Source organism: Streptomyces sp. NPDC001732, assembly GCF_053596315.1.
In genome coordinates this window covers 1-16,275 of the sequence record NZ_JBSFFY010000096.1, presented here as the reverse complement: position 1 = coordinate 16,275, position 16,275 = coordinate 1, and the positions used below count along the sequence as shown (strand labels likewise).

The 16,275-nt window shown below is 68.2% G+C and carries 10 protein-coding genes and 7 pseudogenes; 11 read left to right on the top strand and 6 right to left on the bottom strand.

What is annotated here, in order from left to right:
- Nucleotides 1–331: 331 nt before the first annotated feature.
- The 5 genes and pseudogenes from ACWCXX_RS37945 (at nucleotide 332) to ACWCXX_RS37925 (ending at nucleotide 6,619) form a co-directional block, all read left to right on the top strand.
- A complete protein-coding gene (locus tag ACWCXX_RS37945; RefSeq protein WP_451135418.1) occupies nucleotides 332–958 on the top strand; it encodes an RNA polymerase sigma factor in 627 nt (208 codons plus the stop codon).
- Nucleotides 955–2,073 carry a CU044_5270 family protein gene (locus ACWCXX_RS37940; protein WP_451135416.1) on the top strand — a complete coding sequence of 373 codons (1,119 nt, stop codon included), beginning with the start codon at nucleotides 955–957 and terminating at the stop codon, nucleotides 2,071–2,073. Before ACWCXX_RS37945 ends, ACWCXX_RS37940 begins: the two co-directional genes overlap by 4 nt.
- Before the next feature lie 313 nt (nucleotides 2,074–2,386).
- On the top strand, nucleotides 2,387–3,433 hold the full coding sequence (locus tag ACWCXX_RS37935) for an acyltransferase family protein (protein ID WP_451135414.1): 1,047 nt from the start codon (nucleotides 2,387–2,389) through the stop codon (nucleotides 3,431–3,433).
- A gap of 1 nt (nucleotide 3,434) precedes the next feature.
- On the top strand, nucleotides 3,435–4,157 hold the full coding sequence (locus ACWCXX_RS37930; protein ID WP_451135412.1) for a GDSL-type esterase/lipase family protein: 723 nt from the start codon (nucleotides 3,435–3,437) through the stop codon (nucleotides 4,155–4,157).
- A gap of 1,371 nt (nucleotides 4,158–5,528) precedes the next feature.
- A pseudogene (locus ACWCXX_RS37925) lies at nucleotides 5,529–6,619 on the top strand (IS630 family transposase).
- Nucleotides 6,620–6,649: 30 nt separating this feature from the next.
- Here ACWCXX_RS37925 and ACWCXX_RS37920 read toward each other — a convergent pair.
- The 4 genes and pseudogenes from ACWCXX_RS37920 to ACWCXX_RS37905 all read right to left on the bottom strand — a co-directional run.
- Nucleotides 6,650–6,832: pseudogene (locus tag ACWCXX_RS37920) on the bottom strand (helix-turn-helix domain-containing protein); the annotation flags it as partial.
- Between the two features lie 315 nt (nucleotides 6,833–7,147).
- A pseudogene (locus ACWCXX_RS37915) lies at nucleotides 7,148–7,669 on the bottom strand (transposase); the annotation flags it as partial.
- Nucleotides 7,651–7,869, bottom strand: a pseudogene (locus ACWCXX_RS37910) (transposase); the annotation flags it as partial. The pseudogenes ACWCXX_RS37910 and ACWCXX_RS37915, both read right to left, overlap by 19 nt.
- A 41-nt stretch (nucleotides 7,870–7,910) precedes the next feature.
- Nucleotides 7,911–9,458 (bottom strand): protein kinase domain-containing protein, encoded by a 1,548-nt coding sequence (locus ACWCXX_RS37905; RefSeq protein WP_451135410.1) that lies wholly within the window; start codon nucleotides 9,456–9,458, stop codon nucleotides 7,911–7,913.
- Nucleotides 9,459–10,037: 579 nt separating this feature from the next.
- Here ACWCXX_RS37905 and ACWCXX_RS37900 point away from each other — a divergent pair.
- Both ACWCXX_RS37900 and ACWCXX_RS37895 read left to right on the top strand, forming a co-directional pair.
- Entirely contained in the window at nucleotides 10,038–10,208 is a 171-nt protein-coding gene (locus tag ACWCXX_RS37900) for a hypothetical protein (protein WP_451135408.1), read from the top strand.
- Nucleotides 10,209–10,487: 279 nt separating this feature from the next.
- Nucleotides 10,488–12,131 carry an alpha/beta hydrolase gene (locus ACWCXX_RS37895; protein WP_451135406.1) on the top strand — a complete coding sequence of 548 codons (1,644 nt, stop codon included), beginning with the start codon at nucleotides 10,488–10,490 and terminating at the stop codon, nucleotides 12,129–12,131.
- A gap of 108 nt (nucleotides 12,132–12,239) precedes the next feature.
- Here ACWCXX_RS37895 and ACWCXX_RS37890 read toward each other — a convergent pair.
- Nucleotides 12,240–13,066: pseudogene (locus ACWCXX_RS37890) on the bottom strand (IS5 family transposase).
- On the opposite strand from ACWCXX_RS37890, the pseudogene ACWCXX_RS37885 reads away from it, so the two are divergent.
- Together ACWCXX_RS37885 and ACWCXX_RS37880 are read left to right on the top strand one after the other, a co-directional pair.
- Nucleotides 13,028–13,165 (top strand): annotated as a pseudogene (locus tag ACWCXX_RS37885) (IS630 family transposase); the annotation flags it as partial. The pseudogenes ACWCXX_RS37890 and ACWCXX_RS37885 sit on opposite strands and share 39 nt — an antisense overlap.
- A 212-nt stretch (nucleotides 13,166–13,377) precedes the next feature.
- Nucleotides 13,378–13,656, top strand: a complete 279-nt coding sequence (locus ACWCXX_RS37880) for a hypothetical protein (RefSeq protein WP_451135404.1) — start codon at nucleotides 13,378–13,380, stop codon at nucleotides 13,654–13,656.
- A gap of 485 nt (nucleotides 13,657–14,141) precedes the next feature.
- Here the strand turns inward: ACWCXX_RS37880 and ACWCXX_RS37875 are convergent, their stop codons facing one another.
- Nucleotides 14,142–14,783: a ScbR family autoregulator-binding transcription factor gene (locus ACWCXX_RS37875; protein WP_451135402.1), complete on the bottom strand. Its 642-nt coding sequence runs from the start codon at nucleotides 14,781–14,783 to the stop codon at nucleotides 14,142–14,144.
- Nucleotides 14,784–15,355: 572 nt separating this feature from the next.
- Here ACWCXX_RS37875 and ACWCXX_RS37870 point away from each other — a divergent pair.
- A complete protein-coding gene (locus ACWCXX_RS37870; RefSeq protein ID WP_451135400.1) occupies nucleotides 15,356–16,054 on the top strand; it encodes an HAD family hydrolase in 699 nt (232 codons plus the stop codon).
- 65 nt (nucleotides 16,055–16,119) lie between these two features.
- A pseudogene (locus ACWCXX_RS37865) lies at nucleotides 16,120–16,275 on the top strand (IS5/IS1182 family transposase); the annotation flags it as partial.

Sequence of the window (16,275 nt, the reverse complement as noted above, 5' to 3'; positions counted from 1 at the left end):
CCGTCCCCCCGTGGTGGCAGACCACGCCTTTCTGCGTACCGGGCACCGCCGGCTCCGGTGGGGAGGTTCCTCATCGAGGAGCTGCCTCAGATCGGTACACAGCCCCAGCCGCGTGCACGTCATCCTTCCCGTCCAGCTGCTTCCTCGCGGACGGAGGCCCTTCGCCGTGCGTCGATGTCGGAAACCACGGTGAGAGCGAAGACCGCCTGATCGGCCCTTGCCCCTGCGAGGTCCCAAAGGTTTCTCCCGGCTGGACGGGAACTCCTGTAAGTGGCGTGCATCACGTTCCGGGAACCGGGCCGGGCTGGTCGGACAGTCCGATGGTGTGGAGATGAATACGCGCGCCCGCATACGGGCGGGAGATCCCGATACATTCGGTTCTCTCTTCGATGATTACGCCCGGGCGGTGTACAACCATGCCTTCCGGCTGACCGGCGACTGGTCGGCGGCCGAGGACGTACTGTCCTTGACCTTCCTGGAGGCATGGCGGCTGCGGGGAACGGTGGACCTGGACGGCGGGTCACTGCGGCCGTGGCTGCTGGGCATCGCCACCAACACCGCGAGGAACACCCGCCGGGCCGCGCGGCGACACGAAGCGGCAGTCAGCCGCCTGCCGCGCGAGGAGGTGTTCCCGGACTTCGCCGATGATCTGGTCGACCGCATCGACGACGCGGGCCAGGTCGCGGTGCTGCAGGCGGCGATGTCCCGGCTGCGCCGCGCGGAGCGCGAGGTGGTCGCGTTGTGTATCTGGTCCGGCCTGGACTACGCGGCGGCGGCCCAGGCGCTGGGCATCCCGCTGGGCACCGTCCGCTCTCGTCTCTCGCGCGCCCGCAAGAAGCTCCGCAAGTTCGCCGGTGTCGAGGTTCCGCCCGGGAGCGGGAACTCGGAGGCGGGCTGCGGACAGGTAGATGGTGACCGCGTCCCTGCGGTCCGGCCCACCCAGGAGGAAACCCGATGAGCCCCAAGCCGCAAAGGCCCACCCAGGCCGAGCGCGAGGAGATGGCCCGGCTGCTGCCGGTCCCGGCCGAGCGGGACCTGCCTGGACGCCGCCACCAGCTCCTGAAGGACCATCTGATGCGCGAAATCCAGCACAACACCAATACCGCTACCGCCAGGCCCCGACCGCGGTATCGCCGCCGCCTGGCATTTACGGCGATCCCGCTGGCCGCAGGCGCCATGGCCCTCGCCCTGGCCACCGGCGGTGTGCTCGACCACCCCCCCACCGCCGGCCCCGGCTCGACCATGGCCTCCGGCCCCTCGGCCCGGGGAACCAGTGCCACACCGGCTGCGGTGCTGCTGGACCGTATCGCCACCGTCGCCGCGTCCAAGCCCGCACCCGCCGTCCGCGACGACCAGTACGTGTACATCGCCAGCAAGGTCGCCTACTCCAGCCAGAGCGGCAAGGACCCTGTCATGCGCCTGGACAAGCCGCACCTGCGGCAGATCTGGCTTTCGGTCGATGGAACGCGCCCCGGCCTATTGCGCGAGAACGGCCAGGACACGGAGCTGACCACTGACCAGGAAGGCGTGGTTGTCAGTGAAGGAAACGGCCGGACCACGGTCCGTCGGGCGGATGACACCAACTCCAAGCGTCATGTCACCGTCCCGGGCAACGCGGCACCCTCGCTGAACAACCCGACCTACCGCTACCTGGAGTCGCTGCCCACCGACCCCCACACGCTGCTGAAGAAGATCTACGACGAGACCAAGGGCGCCGGGCCCGGCCCGGACCAGGAGGCGTTCGTGACGATCGGCGACCTGCTGCGCGAGCAGCTCGCACCGCCGAAGGTCAGTGCCGCCCTGTACAGGGCCGCAGCCAAGATCCCTGGCGTCACCGTTGTGAACGACGCCGTGGACGCGACCGGCCGCCACGGCATCGCCGTCGCCCGCGTCCACGACGGCCAGCGCACCGAATGGATCTTCGACAAGCACACCCTGGAGTTCCTCGGCGAGCGAAGCGTCATGGTCAAGGACACCTCCTGGGCCAAGAAGGGCCAGATCACCGCCACCACCGCCGTCCTGAGCCGCAGCGTCACCGACAAGCCCGGACAGACGCACGCCAGCGCGAGCTGACGACGCATACAGTGCCCGAACTGAGCAGTTCGGGCACCGCTCCTGGCGATACGTCCGTCTGCCCAGGCCGTCGATGGACCGCTCGCCTGAACGTTCAAAGCGTTGCCCGTGCAGGCGCCTGCCGCCCTGCATGCACGCGGTGACGCCCGAAACCTCGTGACAGGACCCCCTTCATGCACGCGCTGATTTGTGCTGCCCTGCTCTCCGGTCTGCTGTCCCCGTATGCCGGCCGGGTGAAGTCATGACGCTCCAGGCAATTCGCACCGCCACAGCCACAGCCCCACCGGCACCAGCGTCTGCGACGCTGCCGTCGTTGACCGGCCTGCGTTGGGTGGCAGCGTTCGTGGTGTTCGTCTACCACGTGCGGAACTTCGGCTATTTCGACGGTGAGAGTGCTCGGATCGTGGACTGGGCGTTCGGGGCCGGCGCGACGGGGGTGTCCTTCTTCTTCATCCTGTCAGGCTTCGTGCTGGCCTGGTCGGCCCGCCCGGGAGCCAGCGCGCGGGCGTTCTGGCTGAGGCGCATCGCCCGGATTTACCCGGTGCACCTGGTCACCGCGGCGACAGCCCTGGTACTGGCCTTCACCCTGGTGCCGGGCCTGCGCCCCAGCGGCCCCGGAGAAACGGCAGCGAACCTGCTGCTGGTCAGCTCCTGGAACTCTCACTGGTGGCAGGCACTGAACCCGGTCAGCTGGTCGCTGGCCTGCGAGGCGTTCTTCTACGCTGCCTTCCCCGCCCTGTACACGGGCCTGCGCCGCACGAACCCCCGCGGCCTCACCGCCCTGGCGATGACCTGCACTGTGGTGGTCATCCTTCTGCCCTTGATCAACGCGCACCTCGCTCTCGGCTGGACGCTGCACTCCTCCCCGCTCGCCCGGTTTCCCGAATTCGTCCTCGGCGCGGCCATCGGCCGTCTCGTCCGAATCGGGGCGTGGCGCGGGCCCGGGTCGGAAGCCGCCATGGGGCTCACCCTCATCGGCTACTTCCTCGCCCAGCAGCTTCCCGGCGGCAGCAGCTACGCGGCGTTCACGGTGATCGGACTGGCCTGTCTCATACCAGCGGCCGCACTCAATGACCTGCACGGAGCCCGCTCGCTGTGGCGCCGCCGCCGGCTGGTCCGGCTGGGCGAATACTCCTTCGCCTTCTACATGATCCACATCCTTGTCATGCGGAGTGCCGAGGAACTCTTCGGCAGGCATCCCGAACTCGAGACAGGGCCCGCCCTGGCTCTCGCCACTGCCGTCTTCGCCGCTTCCCTCGGCCTGTCCTGGGGGTTGTTCCGCTGGGTCGAGCAGCCCGGCCGGCGATGGATCCTCCGAGGCGCCCGCGCCACGAGCCGTCCAGCCGGCAGCGGCCGCTGACATGACGGCCACGCTCAAGCGGTCCTGGACTGCCACTCTTGCCGCCACACTGCTCGCCCTGTGCGCCCTGCGGACGGACACCGCACGGACCGATAGTTCCTCCGACAACACCGTGGTGGTGATCGGAGCATCGGTCGCCGGGGGCTACAGAACCACCCCCGGTGCCGCCTGGCCCGAACAGATGGACCGGCGCCTCAAAGAGGACGGCCTGCCCGTCTCGGTTGTCAACGCCAACATCACCGCCACCCGGCTGCTCACCAGGAACGACGCCGGCAGTCCCAGCTCTCTGGACCGTCAGGACCGCGACGCACTCGCCGTCCCCGGCGTGGACACCATCGTGCTCACCGACGTTATCAACGACATCCAGCAGCCCCCGCATCAGTACGATCCGCAGGCGATCATCAGAGGGTTCCAGGAATTCGTGTCCCGCGCCCACGCCCACGGTGTCCGCGTGGTCGCCACCACCATCCCGCCCTACGGAGGGTTCCTACGCTACGAACCAGCCGGTGAGCGCTGTCGCCAGGCCGTCAACGCTTACCTCCGCCACAGCGGCCTCTTCGACAGCGTTCTGGACTTCGACGCCGTCCTGAAGGACCCCGCCGATCCCACGCGTATGCGTCCCGCCTACGACTCCGGCGACCACCTCCACCCCAACGACCGCGGACACCGGGCCATCGCCGAAGCCGCTGACGTCCGTCAACTCACCAGCACTCCGAATCGGTGAAGTGCTGACCTCTTGAGCCACTGCCGCAGTGAATACCGGGTTTACTGCGGCAGTTGCGGCCACCTGGTCGTGATCGGGCATCTGCCCGAATAAGATTCGGCTGTGAGTCTTGAGGAACCGCAGGTCCCCGGACATGACCTCGCTCGCGGCCGTTCATGACCACAGGTTTCGGTGCGCCTCCGTGGCCCCGGCCGGGAAAGTGATCCAGGACCAGGTCTCGCCCTACGCGGAGAACGTCGAGCGGTCGGCGGGTGCCACGGGAACTGCCTCCCGTCTCATGTCCGCGAAGTGACCTTGTACTTTCGGCCGTCGTCGCCCAGGGACCAGAGAACAAGCTGGTGCCCTTCCGGGAGGTTCTTTCTGCAGTAGGCCCAATGGTTCCCACCGGCACGAGAGATGCATTGCCCCCTGCGAGTGGATGTCTCCCACCAGGCAGTTGAGGGGTTCCCGTCGGGATCCAGGTCCCTCACCCAGAAATCGTCGGTGGCCCTGTTGTAGCAGACCTCACCGTTGTTGCTGGACACGCATTTACTGTACGTCCAGTCAGGATGCCCGCCCTCGAGCTTCTCGGCGACGTCCACCTCCAGCTCTGGGGCAGTCGGCACAGCCGCTACGGCCCTGCCTGTGGTCAGCCCTGTCGCCAGCAGTAATCCGCTTGCGGCCGCGGCGAGCACTCTCGCGCAACTTTTCACGATCTTTCACTTTCCTCCGTTGGTAGAGCGCTCAACAGGGGCTGACCTGCGTCTCGGCGAGCACCCCCTTCCTCAGCCCCGACGAGGGGGTTCTGAGGGTGCCGTGATTGCTGCAGTTGCTGAGGCGGCATCAGCGGGTGGTCTGTTCCGAGGAACAGCACGTCGTTGGCGCGTCACGGCCCTCGACGATTTCAGAGGCTGGCGCCCTTCTTGCAGGCCGTTACCGCGTGGCTGTGCTTCACTCCGAGGTCCTCCAGGCCTTGCCGGCAGTAGAAGAGCCATACAACCTCCGGTCGGAGTCTGTTGCCCAATCCTCGGCGTAGTCGCAACTCTTGCAGGCCTTCCTTCCAATGGGTACGTGGTAGCCCTTGTCTCACAGATACTGCTGGCAGTCCCACGACCACGCCTGCGCCGGACCGGCCGTGATCAGCGGTGTTGCGGCGGCCAGGAGCATGCCACTCACCGCGGCGGTTGCCGCACGCCTCCACCGACGTGAGCGCGAAGCTCCGCGCGACCCGGATGACACCACCGTGCTCTTCATCTTCCTCCATGCCAAACCGATCCCCTCCTCGTCAGCCGGTTCGGCGCCGAATCTCCGTATCGGCGTCACCATCAGCCTGCCGGGCGACCGGCAGTGTGTCGCTGGTGACCTGAGTCAGAGATTCGTCGTTAGCCGGGTATGAGTCGTCCGGGTCCGAAGATTCCGCCGTCGTCGGTCACTGATGCCCAGCGGGCGGTGCTGGAGGGCTGGTTGCGTCGTCGTGCGACGGCTCAGGCGCTGGCTCAGCGGTCGCGGATCGTGCTGGAGTGCGCCGAAGGCCACTCGATCATGGAGGTGTCCCGCCGGCTGCGGATCGCTCCGGACACGGTCCGCACCTGGCGGCGCCGCTTCATCGAGCGGGGACTGGACGCTTGTGCGACGACCCGCGGCCCGGCGTCCCTTGGAAGATCACCGATGCCGACGTCGGGCGGGTCATCGTCAAGTCGCTTGAGGAGGCACCGAAGAACGCGACCCACTGGTCGACGAGGCCGACGGCCGCGGCCGCAGGCATGTCGCAGTCGGCGGTCTCGCGGATCTGGCGGGCGTTCGCCCTGGCCCCGCACCGGTCGCAGACGTTCAAGCTGTCCACCGACCCGCTGTTCATCGACAAGGTCCGCGACGTCGTCGGTCTGTATCTCGATCCGCCGGAGAAGGCCCTGGTGCTGTGCGTGGACGAGAAGTCGCAGATCCAGGCCCTGGACCGGTCCCAGCCGGTCCTGCCGATGATGCCCGGCGTTCCCGAGCGCCGCAGCCACGACTACGTCCGCGCCGGTACCACGACCCTCTTCGCCGCCCTCGAGGTCGCCACCGGCAAGGTCATCGGCTCCCTGCACCGCCGCCACCAGGCAGCGGAGTTCAAGAAGTTCCTCGCGAAGCTGGACAGGGAAGTCCCGACCGATCTGCAGGTCCATCTGATCCTGGACAACTACGCGACCCACAAGACGCCCGACATCAAGCGGTGGCTGCTGGCCCACCCACGGTTCCACCTGCACTTCACGCCGACCGGCGCGTCCTGGCTGAACCTGGTCGAGCGGTGGTTCGCCGAGCTGACCCGGAAAAAGCTCAAGCGCGGCGTCCACCGCTCCGTCCAAGCCCTCGAACGCGACATCCGAGCCTGGCTCGCCGACTGGAACGAGCACCCCAGGCCGTTCGTCTGGACGAAGACAGCCGACGAAATCCTCGACAAAGTCGCCGCCCACTGCCGACGAATCTCCGACTCAGATCACTAGCGGAGAGTCCACACCTGCTTGGCGTTGCGTCTACTCGGCTGTCGGGTGGAGGCGGCGGTAGTCGCTGGGTGGGAGGTAGTAGGCGGCGCGGAAAGCGCGGGTGAAGTCGGCGGCCCGGGGGAAGCCCCAGCGGGCTGCGCTGGCGTGGATGGGGGTGGTGCGCAGGCCGGGTTCGGAGAGGTCGCGGCGGGCGCGTTCCAGGCGCTGGCGGCGGCCCGTGCCGCGGCTGGACGGATCGGGCTCGTGGGCCCGGCGGTCAGGGCGGCGACTCCTGATGGGGAAACTGGCCCTCCGGGTCGAAGACCCCAGGCGGACGTCCGCAGCTGCCCTACCGCCTCGTTCTCGGGGTGCCCATGTCAAGGTGCCAGGTCCCGAGGCGGCGGGTCTTGCTGGTGATGTACAGGTGAGGGTGGCCAGTTGCACCAGGTCCACCTCCCAGCCCTCGCCGACGGGGTCGTTGGCCATTTTTTGATGTCCACGAAGGTATGAAAGATCAGGCAGTTCGCCAGCAGTTCGGTTGAAGCGCCGTTCCACGACGTTGCGGTGTTTGCAGACCGCATGGTCGAAGGCCGGCGGGCGGCCTCCGTTACTGCCTCGCCGGGCCCGACTGCGGACCTGATCGAGCCGCTCGGGGATGGTGTGGGCGATGCCTCGGCGGCGGAGCCGGGTTCGGACCGCCTTCGATCTGCATCCCTTGTCGCCGAGGACGTGATCGGGCCGGACCCGGGGCCGACCCGGTCCGACCCGGGGCACCCGGATCGCTTCCATGACCGTGGTGAACTGGGTGCAGTCGTTGGTGCTGCCGCCCGTGACGATGAAAGCGAGCGGGCGGCCCCGGCCGTCACAGGCCAGGTTGATCTTGCTGGTCGGACCACCTCTGGACCGGCCGAGGGCCGGGTCGCGGAGCCCCCTTTTCGGGCCCCGGCCGCATGCGGGTGGGCACGGACGACTGTGGAATCGACCGACACCAGCCGGTCGATGTCTCCCGCCGCGTCCGCCTCCGCCTGGGCGGCGCGGAGCATCCGCTCGAACGTGCCGTCCGCCGCCCACCGGCGAAACCGGGTGTGGAGTGTGGCCCACGGCCCGTAACGCCCGGGCACCTCCCGCCAGGCCCTCCCTGCCCGGAACTTCCACACGAGTCCGTTCAGCACCCTGCGGTCATCCAGCCGCTTCCAGCCCCGCAACGACTCGGACAGCAGCGACCGGACGAACTCCCATTCGGCATCAGACAGTTCATGGCGGCGTATCACGACACCATGATCCACCACGCAAGATCATTTGAAGACACTGCCTAGGAGCGGGAGCAGCGGCCGGTGGGACGGTCGGCGGGAGGGCGGCACTGAAGGGGAAGGTCGAACGGACTGGTGCTCAGGTAGCGGCCGATGCACGTGTTGGCCGTGGTCCTGCCGCGGGCGGCGCAGAAGGCCAGGGCCGAGTGCCCGTCCGTGAAGGGTCCGGGGGCGTAGAACACCCAGTAGCCCGGCCGCAGCGACGCGAAGTCGTCGCTGCGGAGAACCTCCGCCTCGGGCACCGACTGCCGAACCGTGGCGAGCCGTTTGTCGCGCACGGCGAGGCCCGCGCCGAGGGGCTCGGAGTAGAGCTGGGCGATCCAGCGACCGTCGGTCGGAGGGGCCTGCCCGACAGGAGTCGCCGAGTGCGTCGCCTCATCCGTCGGCTGTGTCGGCGGAACGGCCACCGTGTCCCGTGTCGGCTGAGCCGACGCCGTGGGAGCCTGCGCGGACGGGGAACTCGCGGCGGTGTCCGAGGGCCGAGTGGACGCCGTGCTGGGCGACGTGCCCAAGTTCTCGCTCGCCGCCCCCTTCTCCGGACCGCGAAGAGGGAGTACCAGTATCGCGGTCACGGCCGTGGCGGCAGTCAGCAGCGTCGCGGTCACGGCGACGACGACCGTCTTCCGTCCCCGCCGCCGCTCCGGCGCGGGCGCGGGCCTCGGGGTGTCCAGTTGCGTGGGCACATGTCGGGGAGGAATGGACGGCGGCACCGGCGTGGTGAGTGTCGGCTGTGCCCAGTGGGGTGCCGAGCCGGACTCCACCTGCGCCAGCATCGCGTCCAGCCGCTCCGCGTCCGGCCGCGCCGACGGGTCCCTCACCAGCAGCTCCTGGAGCACAGGGCCGAGCGGGCCGGACCGTACGGGCGGCGGCACCGGCTCGTCGAGCACCGCGGCGAGGGTGGCCAGTGCCGTGGTACGCCGCAGCGGACTGACGCCCTCGACGCTCACGTACAGCAGCAGGCCGAGCGACCAGAAGTCGGACGCGGGATCGTCGTCGTGACCGCGGACGCGTTCGGGCGCGATGTATTCGGGGGAGCCGACGAGTTCGTCGGTCGCCGTGAGCGAGGTGGCCCCCCTCAGCCCCGCGATACCGAAGTCGGTGAGCACGGCGGTTCCGTCCGTGCGCAGCAGGACGTTGGCGGGTTTCACGTCCCGGTGGTGGACGCCCACCGCGTGGGCGGCCCGCAACGCGGACAGCAGCTGCCGACCCAGGCGGGCGGCTTCCACGGGCGTCATCGGGCCGGCCGCGAGCCGTTCCTGAAGGGAGGGGCCGGGCACCAGCTCCATCACCAGCCACGGGTGCGGATCGGTGTCGACGATGTGATGGATGGTCACGGCGTTGGGGTGGTTGAGCCGGGCCAGGGCCCGCGCCTCGCGCAGTACGCGCTCGCGCGAGACGTCGGACGCCTCCGCGTCCGAGCGCACGGCCTTGAGCGCGACCTCCCGGTGCAGCACGGTGTCGCTCGCCCGCCACACCGTCCCCATCCCGCCGCTTCCGAGCTGCTCGATCAGCCGGAACCGCCCGTCCACCAGTTCTCCCCCTGCAACCATGCGTAACAGATTAGGGGATGGCGAAGAGCATTGATCAACTTCACTGCTGGGGTGACTCGTGCGCAACCGGCGGACGAGCCGCACCTGTGCTCCCGATCGAACGCTGCTCCCCACGAACAGCCCAACGAGCACCCAAGCCGGAAGTCACATCATCAGTGACTTCCGTTAGGACCTTTAAGACGCTTCTCAAGAAAGCGAGACAGGTTCGTAACGAAGGGCAGGGTGCGGCTGATTGCGTGTGGCCCTCGGAGCCTCCGAGGGCCACTGGCGCCCAGCCCTCCCTGAAGGCCCAGCGACGGACTCTGTGAAGCCCGCCTGCAAGGGAGGCTCCGTGCTGCTGCGGCAGATCACTACCTGCACCGACCCGGCGGCCACCACCATCATCCGGCACGGCCTGGCCGATGACCGGTCGGTGCTCTACCGCCTCGGTATCTGCCGCCGACGCCAGCGGCTCGCCGGGGACTGGCCGGGGTACGTGCACCACCAAGCCCAGGGGCATTTCCGAGCTTCACGGCCCCGGCACTTGCTGGCAGCCAGGTGTTCCAGGGGGCGGAGGCGTGGCTCCACCACCTTGGTCGCGTGCTGAGTCACGAGGTCAGCTTCCGCGGCGGCCGAACGGCGACGAAGGTCGGCCCGTTCGACGGACACCTGAGCAACGCGTCCGCCTACGACTGCGACGACCTCGCGGACGTCGTCTACCACCGCCTCCGAACCGTGACGGACAAACCGCCGGGCCCATCGGGGCACTGATACAGCCGTCCGCGTCGAGGCGGCACGGGAAGTGGTCGGCGTTCCGGCGGCGCGCCCCGGCGGTGAGCGGTGCCGATGCGTTCCGCGTCGACTTCCGACGGGCGGCGCTGTCCGTCCCGTCGCGAGGGCGGCCCCTTCCCGTACAACTCGGGTATCAACCACGGCTGTTGTGTCATTCCCAGGATGGAGGAGAGGTGCAGTCCAGCGGGGGATCCGCATGCTTGGCCGGTTCCTGAATGATCTTTCCTGTCCGAACATGTGACCGGAAGGATCGATATCGTGCGCAGACGACGTCTCGCTCCCCTGCTGGCCGTGACTGTCACGGCAACGCTGGCTCCCTCGCTCGCCGCCCCGACGGCCGCCGCTGCTCCGGCCGCCGCCCCGCCGGCCGCCTCCTCGTCCGCCGCCAAGGGTGCGCTGGACCGGTACGTGAAGCAGAAGCCGCGGTGGAAGCGGTGCGCAGCCGACTCTCCGGCGGAGTTTGAGTGCGCCACGATCAAGGTCCCGCTGGACTACCGGGTTCCCGGGGGCAAACGGATCGACTTAGCGATATCCCGGATCAAGAGCACCGCGCCCGACAAGCAGCGCGGTGTCCTGTTCTCCAACCCCGGCGGCCCGGGGGGACAGGGGCTCTACATGCCGCTGGGGATGCAGGAGAGCCTCCCCGAGTCCGTGCGGCAGAAGTACGACCTCATCGGCTTCGACCCTCGTGGTGTCGGACTCAGCAGCCCCGTTTCCTGCGATCTGGAGCCGGAGGAGGAGGACTGGCTGCGGCCGTACAAGGAGGAGACCTTCGACAAGGACGTCGCCTGGGCGCAGGAGGTCGCGAACAAGTGCAGGGAGAAGGCGGGCGACACGCTCGCGCATATCACCACGCGCAACACCGCGCGCGACTTGGATCTGCTCCGGGCGATCCTCGGTGAGAAGAAGATCTCGTACGTGGGCTACTCGTACGGCACCTACCTCGGCGCCGTCTACACCCAGCTCTTCCCGGGCCGGGCAGACCGGTTCGTGCTGGACAGCGCGGTCGATCCGGCACGTGCCTGGCGAGGGATGATCCAGTGGTGGGCGGAAGGCGCCGAGCCCGCGTTCGACCGCTGGACCGAGTGGGCCGCCGCGCGTTCCGAGAAGTACGGCCTCGGTGACACCCCGAAGAAGGTCGACCGGACCTTCTGGGACCTGGTCGCGCAGGCCGACGATGAGCCCATCGAGACAGACGGGCAGTCGGTCACCGGTGACGACATCCGAAGCGGTATGCGCGGGGCGGTCTTCAGCCCCGAGTACGCCACGGAGGGGTTCGTGGAGCTGAAGAAGGCCGCGGGCGGCGGGCCCGCGTCCGCGAAGAAGCTCGCGGCATTCACCGGATCCGGGGGAACCCGGACCGCAGGCGCCGCCGATGCCGCCGAGGTGCCGTCCGACAACATGACGGCGAGTTTCTGGGCCGTGGTGTGCGGAGACAATTCGGCCGCGTGGTCCCGCGATCCTGAGAGCTACCAGCAGGACGCCATCGAGGACAAGGGCCGTTACCCGCTCTACGGTGACTTCGCGTCCAGCATCAAGCCCTGTGCGTTTTGGAACAAGTCGGTGGAACCGGTGACCGAGGTGAACAACAAGGTCGGTTCCCTGGTCGTCCAGAACGAGTGGGACTCGCAGACCCCGCTGCCCAGTGGTCAGGCCCTGCACGCCGCCCTGAGGGGATCGAAAATGGTCACTGTTCTCGGCGGCGAGGGGCATGGTGTCTACCCGAGCGGCAACGCGTGCACGGACGGTACGGTCAATGACTACCTGCTCACCGGCAGGCTCCCGGCGAAGGACGTGACCTGCGAGGCGACGGCCGGCTCGAACGCAGAGGCACGGAACGACCAGAAGCAGGACGTGCTCCCCGGGTCTCCGTTCCCGGAGCGTGCCCCGGACCGTTTCTGAGCCCGGTCGCACGGCTCCTTGACACATACTCCCTTGAAGGGGGGCGGGACTCCCAGCGGAGTCCCGCCCCCCGAGAGGTCGTTTTGTCCCGGTATTTCATCCCGTGATCTATCGTTTTGTCCGGGAAGTCGGGTCGCGCCAGGAAAGGGTGTTCTCGCCGGTGAGCCGGCTGGCCATGAGGCTGGTCATGGCGAGGCGGATCATGGCTTCTGATCGGGTGGGAAGGGTTTCGTGGTCTCGGGCCGGGCGGTGGTTCAGCATCGGCCGGCCGTAGGTCCGCTCGGCCGCCCACCGCTCGGGAATCGGGGTGAATCCCCTGGTCCCGGGGGTGCGGGCGGTGTTTTCCATGCCGATGCCGAGGGTGGCGGCGTGTTCGATGAGGTGCTGGCGGCAGCCGCCGTCGACCCAGACCTTACGGATGCCGGGATGGCCGGCGGCGACCTGGTCGAGGAGACGGGTGCCGGCGGCGGAGTCCTGCACGCTTGCCGCGGTGACCAGCACCGCGAGGAGAAGGCCGAGCGTGCCGGTCACGATGCTGCGCTTGCGGCCGACGATTTTCTTCCGGCGTCGATGCCCTGGCCGGCCGCGGGGACGCTGGTGGAGGTCTTGATGCTCTGCGTGTCGATCACGCAGGCCGACGGCTCGGCCCGTCGCCCTTCCTCCTCCCGCAACAGCTGCCTGAGCAGGCCGCTGAGCTGCGTGAACACGCCCTCGTCCGCCCATTTGGCGAAGCAGCCGCAGACCGTGTTCCAGGGCGGGAAGTCGTGCGGGAGACAGCGCCACTGCACTCCGGTGCGGTCCACGTACAAGATCGCGTCCATGATGTCCCGCCGGTTGTGCCCGGGCGGCCGGCCGAAGTGCAAAGCCCTGCACCGGCGCTCCAGACGCCACGCGGCAAGCACTGGCTCGGTCAACTCCCGGCGTGCATCGGACAGATCACCCGCGCCGTCAAGCGCAGACTCAAGCAGATCCAGTACCGCCCGGACCCGGTCGACGGGTGCCTGGCCGGCACCGGCCCGATCATGGACGGCTGACCGACATCACGAGCTCAAGTTCAGTACGCCCTCGCGCTCGCGAAACGGCTCAAGGTGATGGGAGCGGCGAAGTACCAGAATGACGGCGATCCCCGCACGTCCGGTCCCGGGTTCGGGGTGACGCTGCACCCGGACACTCTGGACGCCCTGTACCGCCGGGTCGATCCAGCGGAACGAGGTCGCGGAGAGGACCACGTCGAAGGGGCCTCGGAGTGACCGCCTACGCGCCGCTGGAGGAGAAGAGCACCCGGCTGCGTCAGTTACGCACCGCCGCAATGGCGGTCCGCTCCGACGCACTGCCCGCCCTCGGGGAGACCGCCGACGCCGTCGTCGCCGGGGCGGGCCGCACACCATGTGCTCCCCGCCCCGGCCGTGGGCCGACCGGCCCGTGGCGCTTCCTTCCCGGCGTGTCCCGGCGCCGCCTCCCCCTCGCGTCCGGGGCGGAGGCAGTACGCAGGGCGCACGTCGGCGGCCCGTCCTGCTACGCCTGACGTACCGGCAGTTCGTGTCGCACGGCGACGCGGGCAGAGTGCGCTGGAAGGCTCGACCTGCCCGGCCCGGACGCTCTCCGGACCGGTCGTGTTCGTCACCGTCAAGGAGAAGCACCATGATCGCCCCGGCACCGCCGCACGGCACGCCTGGGCCGCAGGACTCGTCCTCGCCGACGGCCTGGCCATCCCACCCGCCGCCACCGCCGCGACGCCCGCGGCCGTCGACGCGGCCCCCGGCCGGGCTCGGCCGCTATTACCAGCAGCGCTCCCACTGGCACCGCTGCGCCCAGGGGGCGGACGACGAGACGGGCCGCGCCCTCGACGCCGCGGGAGACGCCGATGCCGAGGGAAGAGGACCTCGGAGACGGCCTTGGAGGCATCCGGTGTCACCATTCCATCCGGCTTCTCGCCTGCTCATCCGGTCACCTTCACCGAATGAGCCCCCCAATGCCGCCGACAACGAACGCTACTTCCCCGACAGCCCCTCACCTTCGTTGCGCCGGCCCGTGGTGCGCCAGGGCCCGCGCTACCAGGGCGGCGGGCTCGGGGCGCGCCTGCAACGCCTTCAGGATCAGCATCCACCACCGGTGCAGCCGGTCAGAGAGGTCCTCGTGCTCCGTCATTTCCTCGGTGAGGTCGTACAGCCCGAAGAACGAGCACACCAAGGTAGTGGCGGTGCCCGACGGCTCGACTTCGTCGGCCAGTTCGCCGTCGGCGCGCGCCTCGGCCAGAAGGCGCGCGACGGCAGCCGTCCAGACGGCGAAGGGAGTGGGTATGGCGACGTCGATGGTGCGGCGCTCGGCCCACAGGCGCGCGCCGGCCCGGGTCATGACATCGTCGCGCAGTGCCTTGGCGATATCGAAGCTGAGAGCGACCAGCTTCTCCAACGGCGGTACCCCCGGGGAGGCATAGCGGTCGGTCAACAACGGCCAGGTCGCGAACTGTTCGCGCACGACCGCCAGTGCGAGTTTCTCCTTGCTGGAGTAGTGGAAGTAGACGGCTCCGCTGGTGTGCCCTGAAAGGTCACTGATCTCATTGATGCTTGTCCGTGCGTACCCTTGTTCAACGAAAAGGCGTGCTGCGGATTCCAGTAGAGACCTTCGGGTTGCGCGCGCCCTGTCCTGCATGCATGTTCCGCCTTCGTTCGTCAGTTCCCATTTCCTTGACCCGGGAAAGTCGTGCGCCGTGGCGCACTTACGGCTCCCCGTGCCGTTAATGCGTGGAGATTATTATTGTTCTTGGGTTGTACGTGAGTACGGTCAATTGTGAAAATTTGCGCTCAGCCGGGGATGCCGAGTGCGGGCATCGGTCTCCACGGTTCGGCATCTACAGTCAAGTCCCCTTAGTTCCACTTGAGTTGGATGGGGCGAGGGTCTGATTCGGCCGTTGCCGGTTGTCGCGCACGCATCGCGAGTACTTGGTAATGAGCGTGCCGTCAAACACTCAAAATGATGATTGCGTCTTCTTCGCTGAGAAATTAACGTAGTCATCACGATGTTTCTGGGGTCATCCGGAGAAAGTCGGACGACGTCCGTTGCTGGAGGACCCAGAGGCGAAGCATCGGCCTTCACGTGTGGTCGAGCGGGTACTCGTTCGACAGCGCACCTTCTGCGGCCGAGCGGGCCTCTTCGCAGTGCTTTGCTTCCTACTGCGAGCACTGAAGATGTGAGGCGGCGCGCTCTTCGAGAACGGCAGGCAAATGACACCTCCTCGCATCTTCGTCTGGTCCCCAGCTGCCATCGTCTTCGACTGTGACGGAACCCTCGTGGATACCGAACGACACTGGCAGGACGCGCGCAGCCGGGTCTTCGGAGAGTTCGGTCTGAAACCCCGCCCCGGCTTCGCCGAACGGGCCAAGGGCGTGCACTACACCGAGTGCGGCAGCCTCATGGCGAGAGAGGCCGGGAAGCCGCAACTCGCCGACGACATGACGCATGCACTCCTGAGGCACTTCACGGCGCTCATTGCCGATGACCCCGTGACCATGCCTGGCGCGGCGGCATTGGTCCGCCTAGCCGCCCGCCACATCCCGCTCGCGGTCGCCAGCAACTGCCCGTTGGACGTGGTCGAGTCCGTCCTTGCCCGGGTCGGCCTCCTCAGCTACTTCGCCCATGTCGTCGTCGCGGGTGACGGACTGCTGCCGAAACCCCATCCCGACGTCTACGCCACCGCGGTCCGCCTGTGCAGCGTGCGGCCGGAGGACGCGATGGCTGTGGAAGATTCGGTCACCGGCGTCGAGTCGGCCCGGAGAGCAGGCATGCGCGTGCTCGGCGTGGGACCTCGACCGGCCGAAGAGAGGGCTGGCCAGGCCGACCTGTGGCTGCGCACTCTGGCTGATCCGGAACTCCAGGCATGGGCCCATGCCTGGGCGGACGGGACCACTGCGATGCCTTACTGATCGTTTCAGAATGAGGTTCGTTGTGGGGCTTGGCAGTTGGGTGACGCGTCGGCAGGATTTGTTGGGTGTCTGCTGATCTTGTGCCCGATGGCCTGTGGGAGCGTGTGGCTCCGCTGTTGCCTGCTTGTCCGCTTCGGCGGCATCGGTATCCCGGGCGGTTGCCTGTGGATGACCGGGCCGCGTTGCGGGGCATCGTTTACGTGCTGTGCAAGAGCGTGAGC